The organism is Solimonas fluminis (genome assembly GCF_002930645.1).
Classification (GTDB): Bacteria; Pseudomonadota; Gammaproteobacteria; order Nevskiales; family Nevskiaceae; genus Solimonas_A; species Solimonas_A fluminis.
The window spans coordinates 250,383-274,175 of record NZ_PSNW01000003.1; the positions used below are offsets into that span (position 1 = coordinate 250,383).

Here is a 23,793-nt window from a genome sequence, read left to right on the forward strand (position 1 = left end):
CTCGGCGCGAAAGGCCGCCCCCTGCCCTACTTCTCCAGCGAACGGCGGTACTCTCCCGGCGCCTTGCCGAACCAGCGCCGGAAGGCGCGCGTGAAGCTGGCGGTGTCGCCGTAGCCGAGCTGCAGGGCCATCTCGTCGATCTTCATCTCGGTGCCTTCCAGCAGTTGCACGGCGGCCTGCTTGCGCTCGGCTTCCATGAGATCGCGAAAGCTGCTGCCCTCTTCCTCCAGCCGGCGGCGCAGGCTGCGCGGCGCCATGGCCAGTTGCTGCGCCACGTCCTCCAGCGAGGCCACGAAGCCCAGCGGGCCCAGCAGCAGCCGGCGCACCTGCCCCGCCACGCCGGCGACCTGACGGCGCTCGAGCTGGAGGCGGCACTGGTCCTCGAGCAGGCGCACCAGGTGCGCGTCGTACATCGGCAGCGGCGCCTCGGCATCCTCGCGCCGCAGCACCAGGGCGTTGCGCGCACTGCCGTACCGCGGGGCGATGCCGCAGAGTTCCTCGATGCGCGCGGCGTGCCCGGGCTCCCGCCCCTGGAACTCCAGCCGCTGCACGCGCAGGCCCTGCAGGCCCAGCTCGTGCAGCAGGTTGACGGCGGTGGCCATGTCGCGCTCCAGCAGGAACTGGCGCAGGTGCTGCGGGATGGCCGCCGGATCGGCACTGACGCCGAATTCCCGCTCGTCGGCGAACAGCGCGAGCTGGCAGTAGGCGGTGCTCAGCGGCAGGTAGCGCAGGGCGCTCTGCGTGGCCTCGCGCAGGTTGCGGCTGATGCGCATCACGAAGCCCCAGATGCCGAAGGTGGCGACGTTGTACTGCAGCCCCAGTTCGAAGCCCAGCGCCGGCACCTGCGGCAGCGCCAGGATCAGGTTCTCCAGCAGGCGCATCTCCTGCTCGCGCGCGATCAGGGTTTCCGCATCCTTGAGCTGGGCCTCGCCGATGCCGGTGCCGAGCAGGCAGGTGGCGGCGTCCACGCCATGGCGGGCCCCGAAGTTGACCATCACCTGGGCGATGGCAATGGGGTGCTGGAAGCTGGCCTCGGCGGGCATGGAAGGTCCGGCGCCCGGATCAGGCCGCTGGCCGCAAATGCATGGCGGCAGGCCGGCAATGCCCTTCTGGGCAGGCGGCGCCGCGGCTACCGTGCGAGCGGTGAAGTTTCGGGCGGGAGTGAACCATGCAGCAGGATCTGGTTTCGTTGAACAGGCAGGCCATTGCCACGGCCCGGGAATATACAGGCGAGCTGGCGTGGCCGACAGTGGCGCTGGCGCTGGCGGTGCTGCTGGCCTTCATCGCCAACCTCGGGCTGTTCGCGGCGGGGGTGACGCCGCTGTGGGTGGCGCTGCCCGCCTACGCCATGCTGACCTACATGTCGTACACGCCGCTCCACGAGGCGGCGCACGGCAACATCCACGGCGGCCACGACCGGATGCAGTGGCTCAACGACCTCTGCGGCTACCTGGTGGCCCCGCTGATCATGGTGCCCTTCTCCACCCACAAGGTGGAGCACTTCACGCATCACCGCTACACCAACCAGCCGGGCAAGGATCCGGACTTCGTCGTCAGCGGCATGGGCAAGGGCCCGCTGGCCTTCATCCGCCACGGCCTGGGCTTCCTGTGGGTGCAGAACACCTTCCTGTTCCGCGACTACTGGGCCACGGCCCCGCGGCGGGAGCGGGCGACCTATGTGGCCGAGGTCCTGCTGGCCCTGGGCTGGCGCCTGGCGTTCGCGCTGGCGGTGTCGCGCGAGCATACGGTGCTGCTGCTGGTGGCCGGCTACCTGGCGGGGGCCTTCTTCACCGCCTACTGGTTCGCCTACCGGCCGCACCTGCCCTACGAGGAGCCGGCGCGCTACCGCAACACCAACAGCCTGATCATGCCGCGCTGGATGAAGCCCCTGGAGTGGTTCTGGCTGGGGCAGAACCTGCATTCGGTGCACCACCTGTTCCCGCGCGTGCCGTTCTACCGCTACCACGCGCTGCACCGCCGCATCGAGCCGGCCATGCGCGCGCACGGCACGCCGATGATCGGCATCTTCAGCCGGAGGGACCTGCCGCCGGGAGGATCGGCCTGATCCCGATGTCGGCTTGAGCGAGTCCGTGGCCTCGGTGACGGGCCCGAGATTCCGCCGCCGCAGAGACTGCCATGGAGGCAGGTGAAAGCCCGGAGCAAGGCCGCGGTGTCCGGCGCCCCGCTCGAACGCACCGTCCGCCGCAGCCTTCGCTCAGGCCGCCCGGGGCAGGGGCTCCAGGTCCATCGTGCGGATCTGATCGGGCGGCACCGGGCGGCTGAACAGGAAGCCCTGGCCGCTGTTGCAGCCGTGCTGCAGCAGGAACTGCAGCTGCGAGGGTTTCTCCACGCCTTCGGCCAGAACCTCCAGCTGCAGGATGGTGCCCAGGGCGATGATGGCCGAGATGATCTCCGCATCGGTGGCGTCCTCCGGCACGTCGCGGACGAAGGCGCGGTCGATCTTGAGCTTGTCCACCGGGAAGCGCTTGAGATAGACCAGCGAGGAATAGCCGGTGCCGAAATCGTCGATGGCGATGCGCAGCCCCAGCGCCTTGAGACGGCTGACCTTGTCCTGCACGTGCGCGGTGTCGCCGGCCAGCGCCCCCTCGGTGATTTCCAGCTCCAGCACCTGCGGGGGCAGCCCGGTCTCGGCGAGGATGGCGCGCACGCGGTCGTCGATGTCGGGCAGGCCCAGCTGGCGCGGCGAGAGGTTGACCGCCAGCGTGCCCAGCTCGAAGCCTTCCGAGCGCCAGCGCGCCACCTGCGTGCAGGCCTGGCGCAGCACCCACTCGCCCAGCGGCACGATCAGGCCGGTGTCCTCCGCCAGCGGGATGAACTCGCCGGGCGGCACGGTGCGGCCCTCGCCGTCCTGCCAGCGCACCAGCGCCTCGACACCGCGCAGGCGGCCGTTGGCCAGGTTGACCAGCGGCTGGTAGTGCAGCGTGAACTCCTCGCGTTCCAGCGCGCGGCGCAGGCGCGCCTCCAACTCCAGCCGCGAGGCGGCCACCTGGGTCAGCGAGGCGTTGTAGAAGCGGTAGGTGCCGCGCCCCGCCGCCTTGGCCTCGTAGAGCGCGGAGTCGGCGTGCTTGATGACGTCGCCCGCGCTGTCGCCGTCGGCCGGGAACAGGCTGATGCCGATGCTCAGGCCCACGTAGGCCTGGTGGCCGCCGGACAGCAGGAAGGGCTGCCCGATGCACTCGATCAGCGAGCGCGCGACCCGTGCGGCATCCTCGGCCTGGCCCAGGCCTTCCAGCAGCACCACGAACTCGTCGCCGCCCTGGCGCACCAGCAGGTCGGACTCGCGCAGCGCGGCGCGCAGGCGCTGCGCCGCAAAGGTGAGCAGCTCGTCGCCCGCGGCATGGCCCAGGCTGTCGTTGACGTTCTTGAAGCGGTCCAGGTCCATCATCAGCAGGGCGCCGGAGTGTCCGCTGCGGCGGCCTCGCACCAGGGCCTCGTCCAGCTTGCTGCGCAGCACCAGGCGATTGGGCAGCCCGGTGAGCGCATCGTGGTGCGCCAGGTGCTCCAGCTGCGCCTCGGACTGCTTGATGCGGCTGATGTCGGAGAAGCTGCCGACGTAGTTCACCAGCTTGCCGGCGGCATCGTGCACGGCGCTGATGGTCTGCCACTCCGGGAAGATCTCGCCGTTCTTGCGGCGGTTCCACATCTCGCCTTGCCAGAAGCCCTGGCTGCGGATGGCATCCCAGACCTTGGCGTAGAAGGCCGCATCCTGCCGGCCCGACTTGAGCAGGCGCATGTTCTGGCCGATCAGCTCCGGCTCGCCGTAGCCGGTGATCGCGCAGAACGCCGGGTTCACTGCCAGGATCTGTCCTTCAGGATCGGTGATCACCACGCCCTCGTGCGTGCCGGTGAAGACCGTGGCCGCCTGGCGCAACTGGAGCTCCTGCGCCTTGCGCTCCGTCACGTCATGCAGGAACCCATGCCAGGTAACGCCTCCGTCCGGATCGGCCTCCGGCATGGAGCGCCCCTCCAGCCACAGGATCTTGCCGTCCTGCGCATGGATGCGCATCTCCCGGTGCCAGGGCGTGCCCGCGCTGCAGGCCTGCTCGATGGAGTCGATGAGGCCCTGCAGGTCCTCCGGCAGCACGCGCGCAAACACCGCCGTCATGTCGTTGGCCACCTGTTCCGCCGTCACGCCGAACAGGGCCTCGAAGGGCGGCGAGACATAGGGCATGCGATAGCTGCCGTCCTGCAGCCGGCGGAAGGCGAACAGGGCGCCCGGCAGCGTGCCGGCGACCCGGCTGATGTACTGCTGCAGGGTCAGGCGTTCGCGCAGTGCCAGCTCGATGGCCTTGCGCTCGCTGATGTTGACGTGCGTGCCGACCAGGCGCTGCAGCCGGCCGCCCGCGCCGTAGACGGGAAAGCCCTGGCTCTGGATGTGGATGTAGGCGCCATGCTTGTGCCGCATGCGGAAGTCCAGCTCCAGGCTGCGCGCCTTGCCGTCGCGTATGTCCTGCACGGCCTCGCGCAGGCGCGGGAGATCCTCCGGATGCAGCAAGCCCTCGTAGGTGGCGATGTTGCCGTCCAGCTCATCCTCGCCGTAGCCGAGCATGGCCTTCCAGCCGCCGGAGTAGTACACGCGGCCGTCGTCCAGGTTCCAGTCCCAGACGCCGTGGTGCGCGCCGCGCATGGCGAGCTCGAAACGCTCCTCGCTCTGGCGATGCGCCTCCTCGGCGCGGCGGCGCTCGGTGACGTCGCGGATGGCGCCGAAGAGATACAGCGGCCGGCCCTGCGCGTCGCGCACCAGGCTGGGGTTCACGGCCACCCAGAGTTCGCTGCCGTCCTTGCGCAGGTAGCGCTTCTCGTAGGTGCCCACCTGCAGGCCGGCCGCCACCGCGTCGCGCTGGCGCCGGGTTTCGTCCAGGTCGTCAGGGTGCGTGATGCCGACGAAGCCCTTCTCCATCAGCTCCTCGGCGCTGTAGCCGGTCATGCGGCACATCATGGCATTGACCCGCAGCAGCCGTCCTTCGATGGTCGAGATCATCATGCCGATGCTGGCGTTCTCGAAGGCCTCGCGGAAGCGCTGCTCGGAATCTTCCAGAGCCTGGGTCTGCCGCAGCTCCGCCAGTGCAGTGCGCAAGCGCCCACGCTGCAGCTGCTGCTGCAGCAGCAACAGGCTCAGCGTGGTCGCCACCAGCAGCAGGCCGCCGAACAGCCAGGCCACGCGCTGCAGGCCCGCCAGCGCCTCGGCCTCGTCGACCTGCGTGACCAGCACCCAGGGGGTTCCGGCGATGGGCTCGGCCTGCGCCAGCACCACCACGCCGCGGTAGTCGCGCCCGCGCTGCACCTGGCCGTGCCGCCCCATCAGCATGTCGGGCACGCGCGATTCGGCACCCGGCATCGTGCGCTCCAGCACGGCCTGCGGCCGCTGCCGCAGCGGCGTGAGGAACTGCACCCGCCCCCGGTCGGAGCGCACCAGGTAGGTTTCGCCGCTGCGGGACTCGGAGATGCGCCGCGCGACGATGGAGAACAGCTCGGTTTCGTCGGCGTCCTCCAGCATCAGCACCGCCAGCGCTTGCCCCGGCCGCCCTCCGGGGATGGGCACCGCGAGCGCAAGGTGCAGGGGATCGCCGGGGCGGTCGCGGTGCAGGTCTTCCAGCTCGATGCGGCCATGGGCTGCCGCAAGGCGCGCGGTCTCTTCCGCCGCGCCCGACAGGGGCCCATCCTGGTTCAGCAAGGGCCGCCCTGCCGGGTCATGCAGGCGCACCTCGCGCAGCTGCAGGCGGTCGCGCACGGAGGCCAGCCAGTCCCGCAGGCGCTGCCTGTCGGCCGCATCGGGGCGTCGCAGCCATCGCTGCAGCAGCTCCGCCATCAGCGGATCGGCACCGGCACCTGCGGCCTGCATCTGGCGGCTGGCGTAGAGGGTGGCGATGCGCTCCGCCTTGAGCTGCGTCTCGGTGCCCAGGTCCGCCCCGACATCCTGCATCAGCAGGGAGCGCTGCTCGCGGTAGGCGATGGCGCTGATGACGCAGACCAATACCGCCAGCAGCAGGACGCTCGCCAGCAGCGGCGGCATGGGCAATGCCGAGCGCGCCGGCCCCGCCTCCGGCTCTGCCTGGCGGCGGAAGCCGAAGAACAGCAGGGCCGCGGTCACCACCGCAAACAGCAGGCCCTTGGCGGCGCTGATGCTCGCGGCCAGCGCGGGGTCCGGCATCGAAGCCACCCAGCGATCGCCCAGGTGGATCCAGGCGGCAGCCAGGACGAGATAGACACCCGCAATGCGCGCCGCGCGTTCCCCTCGCGATAGCGACGGCTTCCCGGCGCGCGAACCCGCAAGGGCCGCGACGGCTTTGCCACACCACCGTGGGAAAGGGAAACGCATGCCGGCTGTATCGGCCGCAGTTCCCCAAGCTGTAGGGCTTTTGCATCGCCCCCGCTGTGGATGGCGGGCCGCTGCGGCTAGCGCATCACGCCCTGGCGCAGGAACCGGGCCAGGGCGGGGCGCGCCTGGGCATAGGTTTCCAGCATCAGGGCCAGCGGCATGCGCAACTCGCGGGCGCGGAAGCGGTCGGCGTCCGCGGCCTGCGTGGCGCAGCCCCGCTGCACCCGGACCCTTTCCAGCGGCCACTGGACATGAACGGCGCGCAGCACCTGCCGCTGCAGCGCCGGCAGGCGCCGCCAGGCCATGTCGACGCTCTCGCCGGCCAGTTCGTCGGGAGCGTCGGCACCGTCGGTCTCGTCGCCCTCCCAGATGGGGATGGCATAGTGCCGCTCGGCCGAGGCGCAGTCGGCGAAAATCCGCGGGCCGCCGATGTCGCCGGCCGCCCAGCGGCCCCAGTTGTCCAGCATCCGCTCCAGCCACGCATCGCAGGACGCGCGCGCGATCACTTCCGTCGTCAGGCCGCTGTCATAGGCTCGCATCGGTTCCACTCCATCCGTTGTCATCCCTGTGCCGCCGACGGCGGCGGCATCCCGGCCCTGCGCGGGCCGGCGTTCACGCGGCTTCCTCCAGCCCGGCCGCCAGGCGCTCCGACAACTGCCATAGCTTCACCGCCGCCATGCCCCGCGGCTCCCGCGTCGCCCCCCGCATCAGGTCTCCCAAGGAGGAATAGGAAAGGCCGCAGAAATCGGCGATGTCCGCCCGGCTCAGCCCCGCCCGCTCGCAGCACAAGACCCGCTCTTTCCAGTCGATGTCCATGGGGATATTTTACGGTTTTCCGTATATCTGGCACAATGGATTTCCGTAACGGAATTCCGTATATTTGCTACATGACTGTCGGAGAACGGATTAAAACCGCGCGCAAGGCGCAGACCCCGGTGGTGGGGGTCAAACAGCTGGCCGACGCCGTCGGCCTGGCTGCCAGCACGCTCTACGACCTGGAGCGCGGCGAGCAGGAGAGCACCACCAAGCTGCACGCCATCGCCGAATACCTGGGCGTGCGGGCGCGCTGGCTCGAAACCGGCCAGGGCCCCATGCGGCCCGAACAGGGCGACCTGCTGGATGCCAGCTTCGACGACAAGTACGACCGCGTGACCGTGGTGCGCGGCGCGATGCTGTCTGGCGGCCCCGGCAAGGTGTCCTGGGAGTTCGAGGAGGTGGACCGCCACTTCGCCTTCCGCCGCCAGTGGCTCCAGGAGAAGGGCCTGCGGGCCGACCGCTGCCGCATCTACGAGGTGTCCGGCGACAGCAACGCGCCCTACATCCGCCACGGCGACGTGGTGATGATCGACCTGGACGACCGCAAGGTGGTGGACGGCGAGTTCTACGGCCTGGCCTTCGGCGAGGACCTGCGGGTGAAGCAGCTGGCCTTCCGCGCCGACGGCGCGCTGCGCGTGATCAGCGCGGCGGAGCCGGACAAGGCGGAGACCTACCGGGGGCAGGAGATCGAGGCGATCAGCATCATCGGGCGGGTGGCCTGGAGAGGCGGCTGACCGGAGTGACTGATGTCAATCCGATCAACCCCGGACCGGCCAGGATGGCCGGTCCGGGGGAGATGGAACCTATTGCCGTCCCGCCAGGGAGGGCACTCCCGCGCTGCCATCCTCGTTCCAGCTTCGGGTCTCAGAATTACGGAATTCCGTTATCCAATGATTACGGCATACCGTATAATGAAGCCGTACCCGAATACGGAATCCCGCCATGTCCCAAGCCCCTTCCCTGCTCCCCGGCGACACCGCCCGCATCCGCCATGGCCGCCTCAAGCACCGGCTGGCGGAAATCCTGCAGGTGGACGGCCGCCACGCCACGGTGATCACCTCCTCCGGGGAGGTTTCGCTGCCGCTGTCCTGCCTGGAGGCGGAGTGATGGGCGCCGCGCTGAAATCCGACGAGCACGAGCGCCGCCGCATCGCCGCGGCGCTGGACCTGCGCACCGGCTCGCTTTGCGACGGCCGCGCGCTGGTGGCCGAGGCGCTGACGGACTGCGAGGCCGCCAATGCCACGCTGCGCAGCATCGCCAGCCATGTGCGCACCGCCGTGCTGGGCGACAGCGAGACGGTGGACCGGGAGATCGGGCGGATCGTGCGCGAGGCGGTGGTCCGCTACGCAAGCATGCCGGGCTGAGCGGCAGCAGGGGTAGACGCGGGCAGGCTTTCCCCAGGAACACGCATGCTCGCGGGCAACTGCCTCTGCGGCCAAATCCGCGCCGCAGTACGTGGAACGGCCGCCGCACTGGGCATGGGAACGGACCGCCCGTTTGGGGGCTAGGCCCCCGGTCCGTGAATTGATATCGGAACGGCGGCAACCGCCCAAACTGTGAACTGGGTCGCAGTTTCGGGAGGCCGCCTGCCGTCGCGGGAAACGGGCTTCCGTGTCAGGATCAAAGCGTCCATGAGTAAGCCAAGCCAACCGGGCTTCCGAGCCCTGTCGCCAGAAGCCTTGCCGTTTCCGCGTGCCTGCTCATGAGCCTGCACCTGCCCACGCTGCTGGTCGTCACCGTGCTGGCCTACCTGGTCTTCGGCCTGTTCCAGATCGCCATGTGGCAGCTGCGGCGCGAACGCGAGGGCCAGTTGCTCTGGGGCTTCTCCAATCTTTCCGGTGCCCTGGGCGGCACGCTGCTGTGCCTGCGCGGCTTGATACCCGACTTCGCGTCCGTTGCCCTGGCCAATGGCCTGCTGATCCTGGGCCACTCGCTGATGTGGGCCGGCTTGCGGCGCTTCGCCGGCCAGCCGATCCACTGGCCCGTGGTCTGGCTGGCGCCGCTGCTGCTGGCCGGGCTGTTCTGGGGGCCGCTCAGCGGCAACCCGCCCGCCCGGACCTGCGCACTGGCGCTGTTCATGATGCTGTTCAGCGGCGCCAACTTCGTCGATGCCTGGCGCGCGCAGCGGCTGGAGCCGCTGGTGATGCGGCGGCTGACGATGCTGGTGTTCCTGGTGACCTGCGCCTTCATGGCCGAGCGGGCGCTGTACATGCTGCAGCATGCGACGCGGCCGGCCGAGTATGCCGTCACCCATCCGATGCACACCATCGCGGCGCTGGTGGCCCTGCTGATCGTGACGGTGTGGAACCTGTCGATCCTGATGATGGCGAGCGAGCGCCTGGCCAACCGCCTGACCGACATCGCCCATAGCGACGGCCTGACGCGCGTGCTCAACCGCACCGGCTTCCGGGCGCTGGCGGTCCGCCAGGTGCAGCGCTGCCGCCGGGACCGCAAGCCGATCTCGGTGCTGCTGCTGGACCTGGACCACTTCAAGCGGATCAACGACAGCCATGGCCACGAGGCCGGCGATCGTCTGCTCTGCGCCTTTGCCGACACCGTCAGCGGAATGATCCGTCCCGGCGACCTGCTGGCGCGCTACGGCGGCGAGGAGTTCTGCGTGCTGCTGCCCGGCGCATCGCTGGCGGACGCGCAGGCCGCGGCGGAACGCCTGCGCGAAGGCTTCGCGAGCATCCGCCTGCGCAGCGGCGATGCCGACTACGGCGCCACCGTCAGCATCGGGGTGGCCCAGTTCCTGGGCGGCGAGATGATCGACGAGGCCGTGTCGCGAGCCGACCGCGCGCTGTACCAGGCCAAGCATCGCGGCCGCAACCGCGTGGAGACTACCGAGACCATCGGCGAGGGCCTGCCGGCCTGAGGCCAGCGGCGGATCAGGCCTCGGTCGCGGCCTGTTCCAGGCGCGCCCGCGCTTCCTTCTTGCCGATGCCGCGCAGGCCGGCGATGGCGGCCACCTGCGACTGCCGCGGCACGGTCTTCTCGGCTTCCCAGTTGTAGACCGACTGGGCACTGACGCCGATCAGGCGCCCGAACTCCTCGGCGCTCAGGTCCAGGCGCGCGCGCAGCGAGCGCAGGCCCTTGGCGGAGTAGCGGTGCTTCTCGCCCTCCTCCTCGGCCGCCGGTTCGGGGGCGGCCTTGCCGGCCTGCTTGCGCAGCGCCGCCAGCTCGCGCTCCAGCGCCTGCACCTGCTTCTTCAGCGCCGACAGCTGCTGCCGGTGGGAACTGCTTGCCGCCTGCAGCGGCGCCAGGCTCTGGCGCAGGGTCTTGCGGGAAAGGCGGGCAATCTCGGTCTTCAGCAGGGCAGCGATATTGGGCATGGCCGTTGAAACGGGGGATCGAGGGGTCCGAAGTATGCCTGATTCGGTCGTCAGGTCATGTGAATGGCCACACGGTCAGATAGCGTGACGCGGCATTCATCCACAGCCAGGCGCGCCGGCGCGGCTGGACAGCGGGCGAAGGGACATGATGGGATTCGCGGCCGCCGATCTCTTACCTGGGCGATGTCCCTCCGCCGAATCCCCCTGGCCAGCCTGCTGCTGGCACTGCTCTGCACCGCCTGCGCCGGACTCCCGCCCGCATCGATGCCGTCCGCGGCGCAGCCGCCTGACCACACCGCTGTCCTGCCCGACCTGGCGGCGGCCTCCTACAACCAGATCGCCAACCGCTACCTGCTGCCGCTGTACGCGCGGATCGCCCCGCTGGAGATCTACTGCGGCTGCGCCTTCGACCCCGCCAGCAAGGCGGTGGACCCCGGGACCTGCCGCTTCGATCCGGAACGGCGCTGGGGCGACGACGACTCGCGGGGCGCGCGCATCGAATGGGAGCATGTGGTGCCGGCGGCACGGGTGGCGGAAGCCCTGGGCTGCGGCAGCCGCGCCGCCTGCCGCGCGCAGGAATCCTTCCGCCTGGCGGAGAACGATCCCTACAACCTGCTGCCGGCGCTGGGAGCCCTCAACGCGCGGCGCAGCAACCATCCCTATGCCGAGATTCCCGGCGAGGCGCGCGCCTATGGCCGCTGCGACTTCGAGCTGCAGGAACAGCGCGATGCCGGCCGCCGCAGCGCCCGGGTGGAACCGCCCGAGGCGATCAAGGGCGACATCGCGCGCATCTCGCTGTACTACGCGCAGCGCCACGGCATCCGCTTCAGCGACGCGGAGCTGCAGCAGTTCCAGGCCTGGAGCGCGGCGGATCCGGTGAGCCGCGAGGAACGCTACCGCGCCGCCTGGATCCGGCGGAACATCACGGGCTGGGCCAATCCCTTCGTGGAATAGGCCTCAAAGCCTGCCGCAGGCCAGGTTGGCGCTGACGGCCACGTCCATCTTCTTGGGGTCCGGCAGCTTCAGCGCGCGCATGAACTGCACGTACTGCTCGCGTGTCTTGCCGGCCAGGCGCGGGTTGTGGCGCTTTTCCTCGCCGATGGAGGAGGCCGTCCAGCCCTTGTAGTCGTGCGCCGGATACACCAGCGTGTCATCGGGCAGCCGGAACAGGACCTCGACGATGGAATGCCAGGAGCGCTCCGGATCGCCGTTCTGGAAGTCGGTGCGGCCGCTGCCGCGGATCAGCAGCACGTCGCCGGTGAACACGGCCTGCGGCCGCTCCGGTCTCAGTACGAAGCTGAAGCTTTCGTCGGTGTGTCCGGGCGTGTAGAGCGCCTGCAGGCGCAGGCCCTCGATCTCCAGCAGTTCGCCGTCGCGCACGGTCTGCGATACGCATTCGGCACGGCTGAGCTCGCCCATGATCGTGACGCAGCCGGTGGCGTCGCGCAGGTCGCCCAGCGCCGTGATGTGGTCGGCATGCGTGTGCGTGTCGATGGCGCGCAGCAGCCGCAGGTCCAGCTCGCGGATCGCCTGCAGGTATTGCTGCGCCTGCTCCTTGACCGGGTCGATGATCAGCGCCTCGCGCCCGATACCCGAGGCGAGCAGGTAGGTGTAGGTGCTGGACTCCGCGTCGAAGAACTGCCTGAACAGCATGGGAGACTCCTGGGTGTTGACAGGCCCTCGTTCAGCCGAGGGCATGCGCCGCCATGACCGCGCTGGCCAGCAGCATCGTTGCCGCAAAGCCCGCTTGCAGGGCGGGACCCGCCAGGCCCGGCGCCAGGCGCCGACCGGCGACCATGCCGAGCAGGGCGCCGCCCACGAAGGGCAACGCCGCCCTCCAGGGCACACCATGCCCCATCAGCAGCGCGCTGCCCACTGCCGCCGCACTGGTGAGGGCGATCGCCATCAGCGAGGTGGCGACGGCGGAATGGATCGACAGCGGCGTCGCGGCCCGCAGGGCGGGAACGATGACGAAACCGCCGCCCACGCCGAGCAGGCCCGACAGGAAGCCGGTGACAGCGCCGATCGACGAGATCAGCAGCGCGCAGGGGCAGGTCCACATCAGGCGGCCGGTCTGCGGGTGCAGCCGGCACAACGGACCATTGTCCTCCGCGCCGTTGCCCGCGACGGCGGCGCGCACCACCGCCGCTTCGGCCGGCTGCCTCCAGGCCTGCAGGAGCAGGCGCAGCGCCACCACGGCCAGCAGCCCGGCGAAGACCAGCGACAGGGTCTCGCCGGGCATCCGGCCGGCCGCCGCCAGGCCCAGCGGGGCGGTCAGGGCCCCGGCCGCCGCCATCAGCATCGCCGCGCGATAGCGGATGTAGGTGACGTTCCAGGCGAAGGCGGTGCCGAAGGCCGCGGCGGCACAGACCGCCATCAACGCCACCGGCGCGGCTTCGGCAAAGCTCCAGCCGAGCCCGAGCATCAGCAGGGGAACGGCGAGGATGGAGCCGCCGGCGCCGGTCAGGCCGAGCACCAGCCCCATCAGCATCCCCAGCAGCAGGCTCATCTCAGCCGTACCGCGCCAGCAGCGAGGTCACCTTTTCCAGCCGCTCTTCCGCGCGGCGGTCCTTGATGCCCAGGTCGGCCAACTCGCGCCGGGTCACGCAGGACATCAGGTCGAAGAAGGCGCGATCCATGGCCTTGCGCACGGCGGTGAACTGCTGCACCACCCGCTCGCACTCGTCCTCCTTCTCGATCATCGCGGCCACGCCGCGGACCTGCCCTTCGATGCGCTTCAGCCGCGCCAGCATCTGCGCCTTGTCCTCGCGCCAGTCTTTCATGCCGTCCTCCGGGCATATACTATAGGGGGTATAGTATACAGGAATCCATGGGGTCCACATGACGCAAGCGATACTCGGGGGAATGCTGATCGGCCTTTCGGCGGTGCTGCTCTATGCCGGCCTCGGCCGCATCGCCGGCATCAGCGGCATCGCCTTCGGCATGCTGGAGCCCGCGGCGCGCCATTGGCGCCTGCCCTTCCTGGCCGGCCTCGTCGGCGGCGGCTGGCTGGCCGTATCGGCCGGAGTCGCCTTGACGCCCTGGACGATCCCGCAGGCCGGCGGCGCGGGCCTGCTGGCACTGGCCGGCCTGCTCGTCGGCGCCGGGACCGCGCTGGGCAACGGCTGCACCAGCGGGCATGGCATCTGCGGACTGGCGCGCCTGTCCCCGCGCTCGCTGGCGGCCGTGGCCACCTTCATGCTGGCCGGCATGGCCGCCGCCACGCTGCTGCGCGGAGCCCTGTCGTGAAGCGCGCCGCCGCCCTCGCCTTCCTGGCCGGCCTGCTGTTCGGGGCCGGGCTGGTGATCTCCGGCATGGCGATGCCGCAGCGCGTGCTGGCCTTCCTGACCCTGGGCCCCGGCTGGGACCCTGCGCTGGTCGGCACCATGGGCGGCGCGCTGGCCGTGGCATTGCCCGGGTTCTGGCTGGCGCGCCGCCGCGGCGCGCCGCTGGCGGGCGGCAGCTTCGCCGCTCCCGGCCGTTCGGACATCGACCGGCGCCTGATCGGCGGTGCCGCGCTGTTCGGCCTCGGCTGGGGGTTGTCCGGTTACTGCCCCGGCCCGGTCATCGTCAGTGCCGGCCTGGGAAAAGCCTCCGCTTGGATCGCGCTCGCGGCCATGCTTGCCGGTGGTGCCCTGGTGCGCCGGTTCATGCCCGCGCCCTGAGCTGGCGGCAGCTCGCAGCGCCTCTTCAGCGTCGGCGCGCCGCCCGGCGGCGCGGCTCCTTGCCGGATCTTCCGCCCGCATCGTCGAGGGAGTGCGTCCGCTTGATCGGGCCCTCCCGTTCGGCCCGCTCGCCCAACTGCCGGTAGAAGCGGTGCAGATGATCCAGTTCGCCTTCGTCGAGGTCCTCGACACCGATCAGGCGATTGCTGGCCTCATGATGGGAAGCCAGCAGTTCGTTGAGCTTCAGGTGCAGCGCCTCGGTCTGCTTGTTCTGCGAGTGCTGGATCAGGAAGACCATCAGGAAGGTCACGATCGTGGTGCCCGTGTTGATGGTCAGCTGCCATTTCTCCCCGAAGCCGAAGACCGGCCCCATGGCCGCCCAGAGCAGCACGGCGCCGGCGGCGATGGCAAAGGCGACCGAGCCGCCGAAGACGCGGTTGGCGCCGTCGGCAAAGCGATCGAACAACTCAAGCCGCCTCAGGCGCCGGACCATGGCCGTGCTCCTCCGCCACATCGCCCTGCCCGCAGGCCTGCGCCTCCTGGCAGCTCGCCAGCAGTGCGGGCAGCAACGCGAGCACCAGGGTCATCGCACCACGCATCAACGATTCCATTTGCAGACATCCGGAGGCCAAACCCGGCCTGGCTATCGCCAGAGCCGTGCCAGCCTGCCCGCCATCGGCGGAAGACCGCCGGTCGCGGCGCAGGTAGCCGATTTTGCTTGGAGAAATGCCGGCTCCGGGAAGTGCCCGCAAGCCCGGCGAGGTGCCCCGCGCCTTGCACTCTGCATGAGGGCTAGGCGCCCATCTTGCGCATTCCGGCGCCACGGAGGCGTTTGCAGCGCCGCGCCCTGGGCACGCCGCTTGCGCGGTCCTGGGCCTGGTGAAATGGAGGAAATACGATGAAGGCCCTGGTCTACAACGGCGCCCACAACGTTCGCGTGGAAAACATGCCCGATCCACGCCTGCAGGAGCCGGACGACATCCTGCTGCGCGTGACCGCCACCGCCATCTGCGGCTGGGACCTGCACCTGTACCGGGGCAAGGTCCCGGGGATGAAGGAGGGCGACATCCTGGGCCATGAATTCATGGGCATCGTGGAGGAGGTCGGCCCAGGCGTCAGCAGCCTCAGCGTCGGCGACCGCGTGGTGGTGCCCTTCACGATCGCCTGCGGCGAATGCTTCTTCTGCGAGAAGGAGCTCTATGCCGCCTGCGAAAGCACCAACCCCGGCCGGGGGGCCATCCTCAACAAGAAGAGCGCCACGCCCGGGGCCGGCCTGTTCGGCTACACGCATCTCTACGGCGGCTATCCCGGCGGCCAGGCGGAATTCGTGCGTGTTCCCAAGGCCAACGTCGGGCCATTGAGATTGCCCGAGGGCCTGCCGGACGAGGAGGTGCTGTTCCTTTCGGACATCCTCCCCACCGGCTACCAGGCCGCCCTGAACGCGGAGATCGGCCCCGGTTCCACCGTGGCGATCTTCGGCGCCGGCCCGGTGGGGCTGATGTCCGCCGCCTGTGCGCGCATGCTCGGCGCGGAGCGCATCTACATGGTGGACCACCACGAGTACCGGCTGCAGTTCGCCGCCTCGCAGTACGGCTGCATCCCGGTCAACTTCGACCGCATCGACGATCCGGCCGACCTGATCCTCCAGCAGACCGGAGGCCACGGCGCCGACGCCAGCATCGACGCCATCGGCTTCGAAGCCAAGGGAAGCACGGTGGAGACCGTCCTCACCACGCTGAAGCTGGAAGCGTCCAGCGGCGCGGCGCTGCGGCAGTGCATCGCGGCCACCCGGCGCGGCGGCGTGGTCAGCGTGCCCGGCGTCTACGCCGGCTTCATCCATGGCTTCCTGTTCGGCGATGCCTTCGACAAGGGGCTGAGCTTCAGGATGGGCCAGACCCATGCACAGCGCTACATGCCCGAGCTGCTGCAGCTCATCCAGGAGGGCCGGCTCGAGCCGGCGGCGATCATCACCCACCGCCTGCCGCTGGAAGAAGCCGTCCACGGCTACCAGGTCTTCGACAAGAAGCGGGAAGACTGCCGCAAGGTGGTCCTCACGCCCACCCGGCATTGACCATGTTCGAGGCGCTGCTGCAGACCGACCTGCGCGGCATGTTCCTGCCGGATGTCTCGCTGCTGGAAATCTTCCTGCGCGGCACGCTGATCTACCTGGGCCTGTTCGTCCTGCTGCGCTGGTTCCGGCGTCCCACCGGCCAGCTCGGCATCGCCGACGTGCTGCTCATCACGCTGCTGGCCGACGCCTCGCAGAACGCCATGAGCGGGCCCTACGAATCGGTCAGTTCCGGCATCGGGCTGGTGCTGACGATCATGTTCTGGGACCAGGTCATCGACCGGCTCAGCTATCGCTGGCCGCGCCTGGCTCACTGGACGCAGCCGCCGCCGGTGGAACTGATCGCGGACGGGGTCGTCCACGAAGAGAACCTCGAGCGCCATCACATCAGCAGGGACGAATTGCGCTGCCATCTGCGCCAGCATGGCGTCGACGACTTTGCCGCCGTGCACCGCTGCTTCCTGGAGAACACCGGGCACATCAGCGTCCTCAAGCGGGACGGCGGAGATACATGAGCAAGGGCCTGCCGTGGGGCCCCCTGCCGCCACGCAGCCTGCACCTCTGCATCGACATGCAGAACCTCTTCGCCCGCGGAGCCCCCTGGGAGACGCCCTGGCTGGAGCGCGTGCTGCCGCAGATACGGGAGCTCGCCTCACGCCATGCCCCGAGCACCATCTTCACCCGCTTCATGCCGCCGCAGCGGCCGGAACACGCTCGCGGCAGCTGGCGCCGCTACTACGAGCGCTGGCGCGATGTCACCCGCGACCGGGTCGATCCTGCGCTGCTGGAGCTGCTGCCGTCGCTGGCGGCGCTGGTGCCGCCGGCGACCGTGCTCGACAAGCCCTGCTATTCGCCCTTCGTCCACAGCGGCCTGCCCGCCCTGCTCCGCGAGCGGCACGCCGAGGCCCTGGTGGTGAGCGGCGCCGAGACCGACGTCTGCGTGCTGGCGGCGGTGATGTCGGCGGTGGACCTGGGATACCGGGTCGTGGTGGTGGAAGACGCGGTCTGCAGCAGCAGCGATGCCACGCACGATGCACTGATGATGCTCTACCGGCAGCGGCTGGGTGCGCAGATCGAACTGGCCGATACGGAAACGGTGCTGGGCCAGTGGCCGTGCTAGGGCGCCGCGGCACGGCGGGCCCGCCGCCATTCCTCGGCAAAGGGCGCCAGCGCGAACAGCAACCCCGCGGCCGCGACCGCGCCGACGGCCCGCCAGTCGGGTGCCGGGTCCTTCCACGCCAGCGTGAAATCCGCCTCCCGGTCCGCTGCCGCCAGTGCCAGCCACTGATCCCGGTGCAGCAGGCCGACCAGTAGCAGCGCCGTCAGCGGCAGCACGTCGAGGAAGCCGTGCACGTGCTGCTCCAGCACCGAGATGCGGCGCCGGGGCGCCGCATAGCGGCTGTCCCAGACCGAGGTGGCCTGGTGCCCCAGCCAGAGGGCGGCGAGCATCAGCAGGACCAGGGCATTGATGCGCAGCAGCAGCACCGCCAGGATGCCCGCACCCACCTGCAGCAGCATCAGCAGGTGCAGGCGGGACTCACCGGGGCCGCTGGTATGCGCCAGGTCCGTGCGCCGGTGGCACCACCAGTCGAGCAGCCCCGCCAGCAGCCAGGCCGGCAGGATGCCCCAGGCGAGGACGGCGGTGATCGCGGCTTCCATCGCCGCCGCTCAGGCTTCGTCGCCCTGCCCGCCCGGAGGATGGCCTTCGCAGGCGTCGCAGACGTAGCGATAGCGCGTCACCGGAAGCCCCGTGATGCGGTCTTCTTCCACCGCGGCATGCGCGGGTCGCATGGGCCGATGACAGCGGGAGCAGACACGGACCAGGCTCATCCGGGCCCGGTCCGTCGCGCCGGCTGCGACGGCCATGCTGTGCCCGTGCAGGACCGCGTCGAGCCGGCGGAGCAGGCTCCCGGATCTCATTGCCGCCTCCCGCCGGGACGGGGCTCATGCATCTTCTTCATCTGCTTTGCCGCCAGCGTGTCCGGCATCAGCTGCGCGGCCTTGTCCATGATCTTGTTCTGCCAGCCGCTCACCACGGCATTGCGGCCTTCCATCATGGCCTCGTAGCCGTCGCGGGCCACCTCGTCGGCCGGCCCCAGCTTGCCTTCCTGCACGAGCGCCGCCTCCTCGCCGTGCTCCTTGCGGAAGAAGTCGGTATCGGTGCCGCCGGGACGCAGGGCCGTGACCGTGACCTCCGTGCCTTCCAGTTCCTGCACCAGGGCCTGGGAGAAGTAGTAGACGAAGGCCTTGGTGCCGCCGTAGATCGCGGACCATGGCGCGGGATTCTTGCTCACCATCGACGCGAGCTGCAGGATGCGCCCCTCGTTGCGGGCCAGCATATCGCGCAGGAACAGCTTGGTCAGCACGACCAGCGCATTGACGTTCAGCTGGATGATGCGCAGTTCCTGCTCCAGGTCGGTGTCGGCGAACTTGCAGTAGACGCCCTGGCCGGCGTCGTTGACCAGATAGTTCACGGTGATGCCGGCCCGGCGGACCCGGTCGTAGACCTCATGCGGCGCCTCCGGATCGAACAGGTCCGCGGCGATGACCAGGGTCTCGATGCCGCAGCTCCGTTCCAGATCTTGCGCAATGCGCTGGAGCTCGGCCTCGGACCGGGCGACCAGCACGAGGTTGTGCCCTTCCTGGGCGAACAGCTTCGCCAGCTCGTATCCGATCCCGCTGCTCGCGCCGGTGATCAGCGCTGTCTTTCCGCTCGATTCCATCGTTGCCTCCTGGCATGTGCCGTCCGTGGCCCGGTAGAGCGGCAAGTGCCGTGCCCGGGCCGGGTACGGTGCTTGCCACCCGGCAGGTGCCGCCCGACACCAGGAACCGCGCATGACCTGCAAGACCGGAACGAATGCCGCCCCCGCCGCCCGAGGAGCCGCCGCGCGCCGCCCCCGGCCGCGGGCCGCCGAACCGTCCTCGCCTGTGCAATGGAGACCGTGATGAAGACCGATTCCGGAACGACCGAGTCCCTGTGGATGCAGACCTCGCGCCTGCTCAAGGGAGAGCCCCTGCGCGAGGACCTGCACACCGACGTCTGCGTCGTCGGTGCCGGCATCACGGGCCTGACCACGGCCTATCTGCTGGCCTGCGAGAACCGGTCGGTGGTGGTGCTGGACGACGGCTCTATCGGAGGCGGCGAGACCGCGCGCACCAGCGGCCACCTCGCCACGGGCCTGGACGACCGCTATCACCGGCTGGAGAAATACCATGGCGAAGCGGGTGCGAGGCTGGCGGCGGAGAGCCACGCCGAGGCGATCGACCGCATCGAGCAGATCTGCCGCAGCGAGAACATCGATTGCGACTTCCGGCGCGTCGACGGCTATCTCTTCGTGCCCCCAGGGGAACCGGAGGACGAACTGTTCCGTGAAATGGAAGCGGCCCAGCGCGCCGGCCTGCATGACGTGGAGCTGCTGGCCCGGCTGCCGGTGGACTCCTACGATTTCGGTCCCGCGCTGCGCTTTCCACGGCAGGCACGCTTCCATGCCCTGCGCTACCTCAATGGCCTGGCCGCCTGCGTGATCGAGCGCGGCGGCCGCATCCATACGCAAAGCTTCGTGGGGCGCATCGAGGACGGCGAGCCGGTGCGCCTGGGCGTGATCGGCGGGCATACCGTGACGGCGACGGACGTGGTGGTGGCCACCAACAGCCCGGTGAACAACCTCTTCACGCCGCATACCAAGCAGGCGGCCTACCGCAGCTACGTGATCACGCTGCGCATTCCTGCGGGCTGGCTGCCGGACCTGCTGGCCTGGGACACGCCCGATCCCTATCACTACCTGCGCAAGGCACGCAGCGACGACCCGGACTGGGACCTGCTGATCGTGGGCGGCGAGGATCACAAGACCGGCCAGCCCGAGGGGGCCGCCGACGCGCCCTTCCGCCGGCTGGAACGCTGGACGCGGGAGCGCTTTCCGATGGCGCGCGAGCTGGTGGCGGCCTGGTCGGGCCAGATCGTCGAACCCATCGATGGCCTGGCCTATATCGGCCGCAACCCTCACGACCAGCATGTCTACGTGGCCACCGGCGACTCCGGCAACGGCCTGACCCACGGCACCATCGCCGGCCTGCTGACCACCGACCTGATCCAGGGGCGCGACAATCCCTGGGCGCGGCTCTACGACCCGGCTCGCGTGCCGCTGCGCGCCGCCGGGGACTTCGCGCGCGAGAATCTCAACGTGGCCGCCCAGTATGCCGGCCTGTTCGCCGCCGGCGACGTGGCCGGCTCGGCGGAACTGCGCCCGGGACAGGGAGCGCTCCTGCGCCGGGGGCTGCAGAAGATCGCCGCCTACCGGGACGAGGAAGGGCTGCTGCACGAGCACTCCGCCATCTGTACCCATCTGGGCTGCGCCGTGGAGTGGAACGCGACGGAACAGACCTGGGATTGCCCCTGCCATGGCTCGCGCTTCGACAAGCGCGATGGACATGTGGTGAACGGCCCCGCCGCCAGCGGCCTGGTCAATGTCCTGGGGGATGAGCGTTGCGAGCGTCCGCCGCTGCCGGAGCGCGGCGCAGCCCGCCAGCCTCGCCGCTAGGGAGTGCCCGCCGCAGCGCGGACTCAGGCCAGCGCGGGCCGCGCGCAGACCTCGTCGGTAATGGCGGCGATATGCTCGACCAGTTCACCGCGGAGCACGGCGGGGCCGTGGCCGTGCGCCTGCCAGCCCTCCGGCGAGGCCCAGTCGCGCATCAGGGCCTGCATGCGCCGCAGGCGCTCGGACAAGGCGCGGTGGTCGGGATAGGCCTCGTCGAACCGCTGGGCGATTCCGGCGGCCCGCTCGAGAATCGCCGGGCCGGCGCCAGGCTCGGCCTTGGCCATGCGGTACAGCTCGGCGCACAAGGATGCGGCTTCCTGCTCGTCCATGTCGGCTCCCGTGAAGGCGGCTGGTCAAAATATGCCCTCTGCCCCGCTTCGGTGGCAATAGGGCATTTCCTACAGGAAAGTCCTTGCCGCCTGCGGCGCTCGCAGCGCCTTACCCGCCCGAACGGCAATGACAAAGTCATATCTTTCAATGTCTTTTGCACGAAAAAATGCGGAATCCTGGGCAAAATCCGGTTCACCGTGAATTCACCGCCATCCGCCTAGCCTGAACCCAGCCGCTCCACCAACGCGCCGTCCCCGGCGCCCGCTGAAGGAGGTTAGGAAGATGAAGAAGGCCCTGGCTGCCGCGATCGCCCGCCCCACCCTGCTGGCCACGCTGGGAGAAACCCGCTGCATCGCCGAACTCAGCCGCTACCTGGCATTGTCCGAGCGCCGCCTGGTGGCCGATGCCCCCCGCGGCGATGGCCGCCCGATCCTGGTCATCCCGGGCTTCCTGTGCAGCGATCTTTCCACCTGGGCGCTGCGCCGCTTCCTGCGCAAGGTCGGCTACCGCAGCTTCTCGTGGAAGCAGGGCGTCAACTGGGGTCCCAAGCCTGGCGTGCGCACGCGGCTGCTGCACCGCGTGCACGAATTGCGCGACCGCTGCGGTGAACCGGTGACGATCATCGGCTGGAGCCTGGGGGGCTTCTATGCCCGCGAACTGGCCTGCATCCGCCCCGACCTGATCCGCGAGATCATCACGCTGGGCTCGCCGCTGCATGGCACGCCGCAGTCCACGGCGGTGTGGAACGCCTTCCTCTGGCTCAACCGCAAGCACCTCCCCCAACTGGCCTGGGGCGACCTGCAGTTTCCGCTGCCCTACGAGGTTCCCTGCCTGTCGATCTTCAGCAAGGGCGACGGCATCGTGCCCTGGCAGTTCTGCGTGCCGCGCCGCGGGCACTGCGGCGATCGCCTCGAGGTCAAGGGCAGCCACATCGGCCTGGTGGCCAACAGCGAGGTGATGCGCCTCCTGGGCCAGCATCTCGGCCGGCCCGCGCCGGGGCGACCGCCGCGGCTGGCCCCGCGCCGCCGGCCGCGCCGGCTGCGCGGAGACGGCAGCCCGCGTGCGCCGGGAAGAGCCCGCCGGGAACAGGCCGCCTCTTGAAAGCCGCGCGGTCATTCCCAGAATTTCTCTCACCCGACCCGGTTCCCGGTGCCATGGAGCCGACTTCTGACTTGGCCGCTAATAAGGAGTAGCGCATGAGCCAGAAAGCAGGATGCAGCACGGGCCTTAACGAAGCGGCCCTCCAAGCCACGGTCCAGCGCCTGAGGGCGCAGGGTTACTACGAGGTCTCACATGCCGAAGACGCCTCGCTGCTGCAGCCCATGCAGTTCATGCGACGGCGGGAGTCCGGCATGGGCCTCGGGGATCCGGACGAATCCATTTACTGGCAGGTGCTCTGGCGCGAAGGCTGAAGCGCGCCGTCCGCGGCACCCGGCTCCGCCCCCTCCGCGGGATGCTCGCGGACGACCGAATCGCCATCCCGGTCCGGACGGTCGCGACGGTAGTACGCCATGGAGCGCAGCCCGGCTTCGCGCCACTGGCGCCGCCCCCGTTCGCGCCGGTCCGACAGCGGCCGGGCACAGCCGCCGGGCCGTCTCGCAAGTCCCGCTGATTCGTCTGCAAGCATCCTGCGCTCCATGGTGGATTCAGAGCCTGGCCAGGCCCTGCAGGGCCGTCGCGGTATGGATGGTCATGGTCGACTCGCTGGATTTCCCCGCGGTGTCCGTGGCGACGGCGCGCAAGCGGTAGCTGCCCCCCACCGCGTAGAGTTCCTCCTCGCGGCCCCCTACGGGCACCTGGAAGCGCCCGCAGGACGTGCCCAGCAATCGCAGCCGCGTGCCGGCGTAGACCAGGCGCGAATCGTCGGAGCGATCGGTTTCCGGGATCGGGATCTCGCGCACCACGCTGAGCGGCGCGATCCAGTCGCCGCTGGCGGTGGCGCAGCGGAAGGTGCCCTCCACGCTCAGGCGCAGGCTGGCCACGGCTACATCGTCTTCGGCACGGACCATGATCCGGAAGGGCGAACCGGGGTCACCCAGCAGTTCGGGCGAATCCTCCGGCAGGCGCTGCACCACGTCGGTGCCGGGCGCCGCGCTGCCCCAGGCCAGGCCCGGCTTGGCGCGGTCGAACACCAGTGGGTCGGATGCGCTGCAGCCCGCGGCTCCCGCCAGCGCGACCGCCATGAAGCAGCTGGGTCGTTTCATCGGTTTCTCCCCGTATCCGCGCCCTGGCTCGCAAGCCCCGCGCCAGCGAAAGCGCGGAACGAAAGCCGCGGCAAATCAGGGAGCTGCGGTGCAGTCCGCGCATGACGCTCTTGCGTTTTGCAGAGGCCGGCGCACAGGCGGCGGAAATCCGCATGCCGCCGGCGTTCAGGCCGCGCGCCGCTCCTCGCAGAGATCGTCGCGGATACGGCCGATCATCTCGATCATCGCCGCCCGCAGCACGCCCGGGGCGAGGCCGTAGTCGCGCCAGCCGTCGAGGATCGTCCAGTCCTGCAGCAGCGCCAGCAGCTTGCGCAGGCGCTCCGAGGTACGCGGAGAACGGGAGTGCTGGTCATGCAGTTGATGGCAGATGGCCAGCGCGCGCTCCAGCGCGGCTCCGCCGGCACCGGGCTCCGCCCTTGCCATGCGGTCCAGTTCCTGACACAGGGAAGCAGCGGCTCTTTCATCCATGAAAGCTCTCCTTGCGAACCTCTACTCTGCCGGCC

At 69.9% G+C, this 23,793-nt stretch carries 30 protein-coding genes; 14 read left to right on the forward strand and 16 right to left on the reverse strand.

Annotation, left to right across the window (positions count from 1 at the left end; translation table 11 throughout):
* Positions 1 to 26: 26 nt before the first annotated feature.
* A complete protein-coding gene (locus C3942_RS07545; RefSeq protein WP_104229765.1) occupies positions 27 to 1,043 on the reverse strand; it encodes an AraC family transcriptional regulator in 1,017 nt (338 codons plus the stop codon).
* Positions 1,044 to 1,168: 125 nt separating this feature from the next.
* Here C3942_RS07545 and C3942_RS07550 point away from each other — a divergent pair, with 125 nt between their 5' ends.
* Positions 1,169 to 2,065: a fatty acid desaturase family protein gene (locus C3942_RS07550; protein WP_104229766.1), complete on the forward strand. Its 897-nt coding sequence runs from the start codon at positions 1,169 to 1,171 to the stop codon at positions 2,063 to 2,065.
* 150 nt (positions 2,066 to 2,215) lie between these two features.
* Here C3942_RS07550 and C3942_RS07555 read toward each other — a convergent pair whose 3' ends face one another.
* The 3 genes from C3942_RS07555 to C3942_RS07565 all read right to left on the reverse strand — a co-directional run bounded on the left by C3942_RS07555 (position 2,216) and on the right by C3942_RS07565 (position 7,156).
* Positions 2,216 to 6,172 carry an EAL domain-containing protein gene (locus tag C3942_RS07555; RefSeq protein WP_104229767.1) on the reverse strand — a complete coding sequence of 1,319 codons (3,957 nt, stop codon included), beginning with the start codon at positions 6,170 to 6,172 and terminating at the stop codon, positions 2,216 to 2,218.
* Between the two features lie 245 nt (positions 6,173 to 6,417).
* Positions 6,418 to 6,879 (reverse strand): hypothetical protein, encoded by a 462-nt coding sequence (locus C3942_RS07560; RefSeq protein WP_104229768.1) that lies wholly within the window; start codon positions 6,877 to 6,879, stop codon positions 6,418 to 6,420.
* Positions 6,880 to 6,952: 73 nt separating this feature from the next.
* A complete protein-coding gene (locus C3942_RS07565) occupies positions 6,953 to 7,156 on the reverse strand; it encodes a helix-turn-helix domain-containing protein (protein ID WP_104229769.1) in 204 nt (67 codons plus the stop codon).
* A gap of 71 nt (positions 7,157 to 7,227) precedes the next feature.
* Between C3942_RS07565 and C3942_RS07570 the strand changes: the two genes are divergently transcribed.
* The 4 genes from C3942_RS07570 (at position 7,228) to C3942_RS07580 (ending at position 10,031) form a co-directional block, all read left to right on the forward strand.
* A complete protein-coding gene (locus C3942_RS07570; RefSeq protein WP_165797369.1) occupies positions 7,228 to 7,890 on the forward strand; it encodes an XRE family transcriptional regulator in 663 nt (220 codons plus the stop codon).
* A 208-nt stretch (positions 7,891 to 8,098) separates the two neighbouring features.
* Positions 8,099 to 8,263, forward strand: coding sequence for a mitochondrial 54S ribosomal protein L40 (locus tag C3942_RS21895; protein WP_114409722.1), 165 nt, complete (start codon positions 8,099 to 8,101; stop codon positions 8,261 to 8,263).
* Positions 8,263 to 8,520 carry a hypothetical protein gene (locus tag C3942_RS07575; RefSeq protein WP_104229771.1) on the forward strand — a complete coding sequence of 86 codons (258 nt, stop codon included), beginning with the start codon at positions 8,263 to 8,265 and terminating at the stop codon, positions 8,518 to 8,520. The genes C3942_RS21895 and C3942_RS07575 overlap by 1 nt, the downstream gene beginning before the upstream one ends.
* 338 nt (positions 8,521 to 8,858) lie before the next feature.
* Positions 8,859 to 10,031, forward strand: coding sequence for a GGDEF domain-containing protein (locus tag C3942_RS07580; protein WP_104229772.1), 1,173 nt, complete (start codon positions 8,859 to 8,861; stop codon positions 10,029 to 10,031).
* A 13-nt stretch (positions 10,032 to 10,044) separates the two neighbouring features.
* On the opposite strand, the gene C3942_RS07585 is transcribed toward C3942_RS07580, so the two are convergent.
* Positions 10,045 to 10,488 carry a helix-turn-helix domain-containing protein gene (locus tag C3942_RS07585; RefSeq protein ID WP_104229773.1) on the reverse strand — a complete coding sequence of 148 codons (444 nt, stop codon included), beginning with the start codon at positions 10,486 to 10,488 and terminating at the stop codon, positions 10,045 to 10,047.
* A gap of 183 nt (positions 10,489 to 10,671) precedes the next feature.
* On the opposite strand from C3942_RS07585, the gene C3942_RS07590 reads away from it, so the two are divergent.
* Positions 10,672 to 11,442, forward strand: a complete 771-nt coding sequence (locus tag C3942_RS07590; protein WP_165797370.1) for an endonuclease — start codon at positions 10,672 to 10,674, stop codon at positions 11,440 to 11,442.
* 3 nt (positions 11,443 to 11,445) lie between these two features.
* Here the strand turns inward: C3942_RS07590 and C3942_RS07595 are convergent, their stop codons facing one another.
* Genes C3942_RS07595 through C3942_RS07605 form a run of 3 tightly spaced genes read right to left on the reverse strand, consistent with a single transcriptional unit; the run spans position 11,446 to position 13,271 of the window.
* A complete protein-coding gene (locus C3942_RS07595; RefSeq protein ID WP_104229775.1) occupies positions 11,446 to 12,141 on the reverse strand; it encodes an MBL fold metallo-hydrolase in 696 nt (231 codons plus the stop codon).
* 31 nt (positions 12,142 to 12,172) lie between these two features.
* Positions 12,173 to 12,997 (reverse strand): sulfite exporter TauE/SafE family protein, encoded by an 825-nt coding sequence (locus C3942_RS07600; protein WP_104229776.1) that lies wholly within the window; start codon positions 12,995 to 12,997, stop codon positions 12,173 to 12,175.
* Position 12,998: 1 nt separating this feature from the next.
* A complete protein-coding gene (locus C3942_RS07605) occupies positions 12,999 to 13,271 on the reverse strand; it encodes a metal-sensitive transcriptional regulator (protein ID WP_165797371.1) in 273 nt (90 codons plus the stop codon).
* A gap of 58 nt (positions 13,272 to 13,329) precedes the next feature.
* On the opposite strand from C3942_RS07605, the gene C3942_RS07610 reads away from it, so the two are divergent.
* On the forward strand, positions 13,330 to 13,737 hold the full coding sequence (locus C3942_RS07610; protein WP_104229778.1) for a YeeE/YedE family protein: 408 nt from the start codon (positions 13,330 to 13,332) through the stop codon (positions 13,735 to 13,737).
* Complete coding sequence (locus C3942_RS07615; RefSeq protein ID WP_104229779.1) at positions 13,734 to 14,153, forward strand: DUF6691 family protein; 420 nt, start codon at positions 13,734 to 13,736, stop codon at positions 14,151 to 14,153. Before C3942_RS07610 ends, C3942_RS07615 begins: the two co-directional genes overlap by 4 nt.
* Before the next feature lie 25 nt (positions 14,154 to 14,178).
* On the opposite strand, the gene C3942_RS07620 is transcribed toward C3942_RS07615, so the two are convergent.
* Both C3942_RS07620 and C3942_RS22235 read right to left on the reverse strand, forming a co-directional pair.
* On the reverse strand, positions 14,179 to 14,646 hold the full coding sequence (locus C3942_RS07620; RefSeq protein WP_207766009.1) for a low affinity iron permease family protein: 468 nt from the start codon (positions 14,644 to 14,646) through the stop codon (positions 14,179 to 14,181).
* The gene (locus tag C3942_RS22235; RefSeq protein ID WP_165797351.1) at positions 14,621 to 14,764 is read right to left on the reverse strand and encodes a hypothetical protein; all 144 of its coding nucleotides are present in this window, start codon (positions 14,762 to 14,764) and stop codon (positions 14,621 to 14,623) included. Before C3942_RS22235 ends, C3942_RS07620 begins: the two co-directional genes overlap by 26 nt.
* Before the next feature lie 287 nt (positions 14,765 to 15,051).
* Between C3942_RS22235 and C3942_RS07625 the strand changes: the two genes are divergently transcribed.
* From C3942_RS07625 to C3942_RS07635, 3 genes are read left to right on the forward strand one after another with little or no spacing between them, the layout of a single operon-like run.
* Positions 15,052 to 16,224 (forward strand): zinc-dependent alcohol dehydrogenase, encoded by a 1,173-nt coding sequence (locus C3942_RS07625; protein ID WP_104229781.1) that lies wholly within the window; start codon positions 15,052 to 15,054, stop codon positions 16,222 to 16,224.
* 2 nt (positions 16,225 to 16,226) lie between these two features.
* Positions 16,227 to 16,736: a DUF421 domain-containing protein gene (locus C3942_RS07630; RefSeq protein WP_104229782.1), complete on the forward strand. Its 510-nt coding sequence runs from the start codon at positions 16,227 to 16,229 to the stop codon at positions 16,734 to 16,736.
* Positions 16,733 to 17,341, forward strand: coding sequence for a cysteine hydrolase family protein (locus tag C3942_RS07635; RefSeq protein ID WP_104229783.1), 609 nt, complete (start codon positions 16,733 to 16,735; stop codon positions 17,339 to 17,341). Before C3942_RS07630 ends, C3942_RS07635 begins: the two co-directional genes overlap by 4 nt.
* Here the strand turns inward: C3942_RS07635 and C3942_RS07640 are convergent.
* The 3 genes from C3942_RS07640 to C3942_RS07645 all read right to left on the reverse strand — a co-directional run bounded on the left by C3942_RS07640 (position 17,338) and on the right by C3942_RS07645 (position 18,944).
* Positions 17,338 to 17,880, reverse strand: coding sequence for a diguanylate cyclase (locus tag C3942_RS07640; protein ID WP_104229784.1), 543 nt, complete (start codon positions 17,878 to 17,880; stop codon positions 17,338 to 17,340). The two genes, C3942_RS07635 and C3942_RS07640, sit on opposite strands and share 4 nt — an antisense overlap.
* A gap of 9 nt (positions 17,881 to 17,889) precedes the next feature.
* Positions 17,890 to 18,012 (reverse strand): hypothetical protein, encoded by a 123-nt coding sequence (locus tag C3942_RS22835; RefSeq protein WP_279331024.1) that lies wholly within the window; start codon positions 18,010 to 18,012, stop codon positions 17,890 to 17,892.
* 125 nt (positions 18,013 to 18,137) lie between these two features.
* Positions 18,138 to 18,944, reverse strand: coding sequence for an SDR family NAD(P)-dependent oxidoreductase (locus C3942_RS07645; protein WP_104229785.1), 807 nt, complete (start codon positions 18,942 to 18,944; stop codon positions 18,138 to 18,140).
* A gap of 222 nt (positions 18,945 to 19,166) precedes the next feature.
* On the opposite strand from C3942_RS07645, the gene C3942_RS07650 reads away from it, so the two are divergent.
* On the forward strand, positions 19,167 to 20,759 hold the full coding sequence (locus tag C3942_RS07650) for an FAD-dependent oxidoreductase (protein ID WP_104229786.1): 1,593 nt from the start codon (positions 19,167 to 19,169) through the stop codon (positions 20,757 to 20,759).
* A 23-nt stretch (positions 20,760 to 20,782) separates the two neighbouring features.
* On the opposite strand, the gene C3942_RS07655 is transcribed toward C3942_RS07650, so the two are convergent.
* Positions 20,783 to 21,085: a hypothetical protein gene (locus C3942_RS07655; RefSeq protein ID WP_104229787.1), complete on the reverse strand. Its 303-nt coding sequence runs from the start codon at positions 21,083 to 21,085 to the stop codon at positions 20,783 to 20,785.
* 283 nt (positions 21,086 to 21,368) lie between these two features.
* On the opposite strand from C3942_RS07655, the gene C3942_RS07660 reads away from it, so the two are divergent.
* The gene (locus tag C3942_RS07660) at positions 21,369 to 22,187 is read left to right on the forward strand and encodes an esterase/lipase family protein (RefSeq protein WP_104229788.1); all 819 of its coding nucleotides are present in this window, start codon (positions 21,369 to 21,371) and stop codon (positions 22,185 to 22,187) included.
* A gap of 95 nt (positions 22,188 to 22,282) precedes the next feature.
* Complete coding sequence (locus C3942_RS07665) at positions 22,283 to 22,498, forward strand: hypothetical protein (RefSeq protein WP_104229789.1); 216 nt, start codon at positions 22,283 to 22,285, stop codon at positions 22,496 to 22,498.
* Between the two features lie 234 nt (positions 22,499 to 22,732).
* Here C3942_RS07665 and C3942_RS07670 read toward each other — a convergent pair whose 3' ends face one another.
* A complete protein-coding gene (locus C3942_RS07670) occupies positions 22,733 to 23,290 on the reverse strand; it encodes a hypothetical protein (RefSeq protein ID WP_133164263.1) in 558 nt (185 codons plus the stop codon).
* Between the two features lie 165 nt (positions 23,291 to 23,455).
* Positions 23,456 to 23,713: a hypothetical protein gene (locus C3942_RS22240; RefSeq protein WP_104229791.1), complete on the reverse strand. Its 258-nt coding sequence runs from the start codon at positions 23,711 to 23,713 to the stop codon at positions 23,456 to 23,458.
* Positions 23,714 to 23,793 lie beyond the last annotated feature (80 nt).

Excerpts from the sequence above, each read along its gene's own strand:
- C3942_RS22235 (WP_165797351.1), bottom strand. The coding sequence starts at position 14,764 with ATGGAATCGTTGATGCGTGGTGCGATGACCCTGGTGCTCGCGTTGCTG.
- C3942_RS07660 (WP_104229788.1), top strand. The coding sequence starts at position 21,369 with ATGAAGAAGGCCCTGGCTGCCGCGATCGCCCGCCCCACCCTGCTGGCC.
- C3942_RS21895 (WP_114409722.1), top strand. The coding sequence starts at position 8,099 with ATGTCCCAAGCCCCTTCCCTGCTCCCCGGCGACACCGCCCGCATCCGC.
- C3942_RS07595 (WP_104229775.1), bottom strand. The coding sequence starts at position 12,141 with ATGCTGTTCAGGCAGTTCTTCGACGCGGAGTCCAGCACCTACACCTAC.
- C3942_RS22835 (WP_279331024.1), bottom strand. The coding sequence starts at position 18,012 with ATGCGACCCGCGCATGCCGCGGTGGAAGAAGACCGCATCACGGGGCTT.
- C3942_RS07570 (WP_165797369.1), top strand. The coding sequence starts at position 7,228 with ATGACTGTCGGAGAACGGATTAAAACCGCGCGCAAGGCGCAGACCCCG.
- C3942_RS07550 (WP_104229766.1), top strand. The coding sequence starts at position 1,169 with ATGCAGCAGGATCTGGTTTCGTTGAACAGGCAGGCCATTGCCACGGCC.
- C3942_RS07650 (WP_104229786.1), top strand. The coding sequence starts at position 19,167 with ATGAAGACCGATTCCGGAACGACCGAGTCCCTGTGGATGCAGACCTCG.
- C3942_RS07565 (WP_104229769.1), bottom strand. The coding sequence starts at position 7,156 with ATGGACATCGACTGGAAAGAGCGGGTCTTGTGCTGCGAGCGGGCGGGG.
- C3942_RS07635 (WP_104229783.1), top strand. The coding sequence starts at position 16,733 with ATGAGCAAGGGCCTGCCGTGGGGCCCCCTGCCGCCACGCAGCCTGCAC.
- C3942_RS07625 (WP_104229781.1), top strand. The coding sequence starts at position 15,052 with ATGAAGGCCCTGGTCTACAACGGCGCCCACAACGTTCGCGTGGAAAAC.
- C3942_RS07555 (WP_104229767.1), bottom strand. The coding sequence starts at position 6,172 with ATGCCGGACCCCGCGCTGGCCGCGAGCATCAGCGCCGCCAAGGGCCTG.
- C3942_RS07645 (WP_104229785.1), bottom strand. The coding sequence starts at position 18,944 with ATGGAATCGAGCGGAAAGACAGCGCTGATCACCGGCGCGAGCAGCGGG.
- C3942_RS07670 (WP_133164263.1), bottom strand. The coding sequence starts at position 23,290 with ATGAAACGACCCAGCTGCTTCATGGCGGTCGCGCTGGCGGGAGCCGCG.
- C3942_RS07665 (WP_104229789.1), top strand. The coding sequence starts at position 22,283 with ATGAGCCAGAAAGCAGGATGCAGCACGGGCCTTAACGAAGCGGCCCTC.
- C3942_RS07580 (WP_104229772.1), top strand. The coding sequence starts at position 8,859 with ATGAGCCTGCACCTGCCCACGCTGCTGGTCGTCACCGTGCTGGCCTAC.
- C3942_RS22240 (WP_104229791.1), bottom strand. The coding sequence starts at position 23,713 with ATGGCAAGGGCGGAGCCCGGTGCCGGCGGAGCCGCGCTGGAGCGCGCG.
- C3942_RS07655 (WP_104229787.1), bottom strand. The coding sequence starts at position 21,085 with ATGGACGAGCAGGAAGCCGCATCCTTGTGCGCCGAGCTGTACCGCATG.
- C3942_RS07590 (WP_165797370.1), top strand. The coding sequence starts at position 10,672 with ATGTCCCTCCGCCGAATCCCCCTGGCCAGCCTGCTGCTGGCACTGCTC.
- C3942_RS07620 (WP_207766009.1), bottom strand. The coding sequence starts at position 14,646 with ATGGTCCGGCGCCTGAGGCGGCTTGAGTTGTTCGATCGCTTTGCCGAC.
- C3942_RS07630 (WP_104229782.1), top strand. The coding sequence starts at position 16,227 with ATGTTCGAGGCGCTGCTGCAGACCGACCTGCGCGGCATGTTCCTGCCG.
- C3942_RS07610 (WP_104229778.1), top strand. The coding sequence starts at position 13,330 with ATGACGCAAGCGATACTCGGGGGAATGCTGATCGGCCTTTCGGCGGTG.
- C3942_RS07600 (WP_104229776.1), bottom strand. The coding sequence starts at position 12,997 with ATGAGCCTGCTGCTGGGGATGCTGATGGGGCTGGTGCTCGGCCTGACC.
- C3942_RS07585 (WP_104229773.1), bottom strand. The coding sequence starts at position 10,488 with ATGCCCAATATCGCTGCCCTGCTGAAGACCGAGATTGCCCGCCTTTCC.
- C3942_RS07545 (WP_104229765.1), bottom strand. The coding sequence starts at position 1,043 with ATGCCCGCCGAGGCCAGCTTCCAGCACCCCATTGCCATCGCCCAGGTG.
- C3942_RS07605 (WP_165797371.1), bottom strand. The coding sequence starts at position 13,271 with ATGAAAGACTGGCGCGAGGACAAGGCGCAGATGCTGGCGCGGCTGAAG.
- C3942_RS07640 (WP_104229784.1), bottom strand. The coding sequence starts at position 17,880 with ATGGAAGCCGCGATCACCGCCGTCCTCGCCTGGGGCATCCTGCCGGCC.
- C3942_RS07575 (WP_104229771.1), top strand. The coding sequence starts at position 8,263 with ATGGGCGCCGCGCTGAAATCCGACGAGCACGAGCGCCGCCGCATCGCC.
- C3942_RS07560 (WP_104229768.1), bottom strand. The coding sequence starts at position 6,879 with ATGCGAGCCTATGACAGCGGCCTGACGACGGAAGTGATCGCGCGCGCG.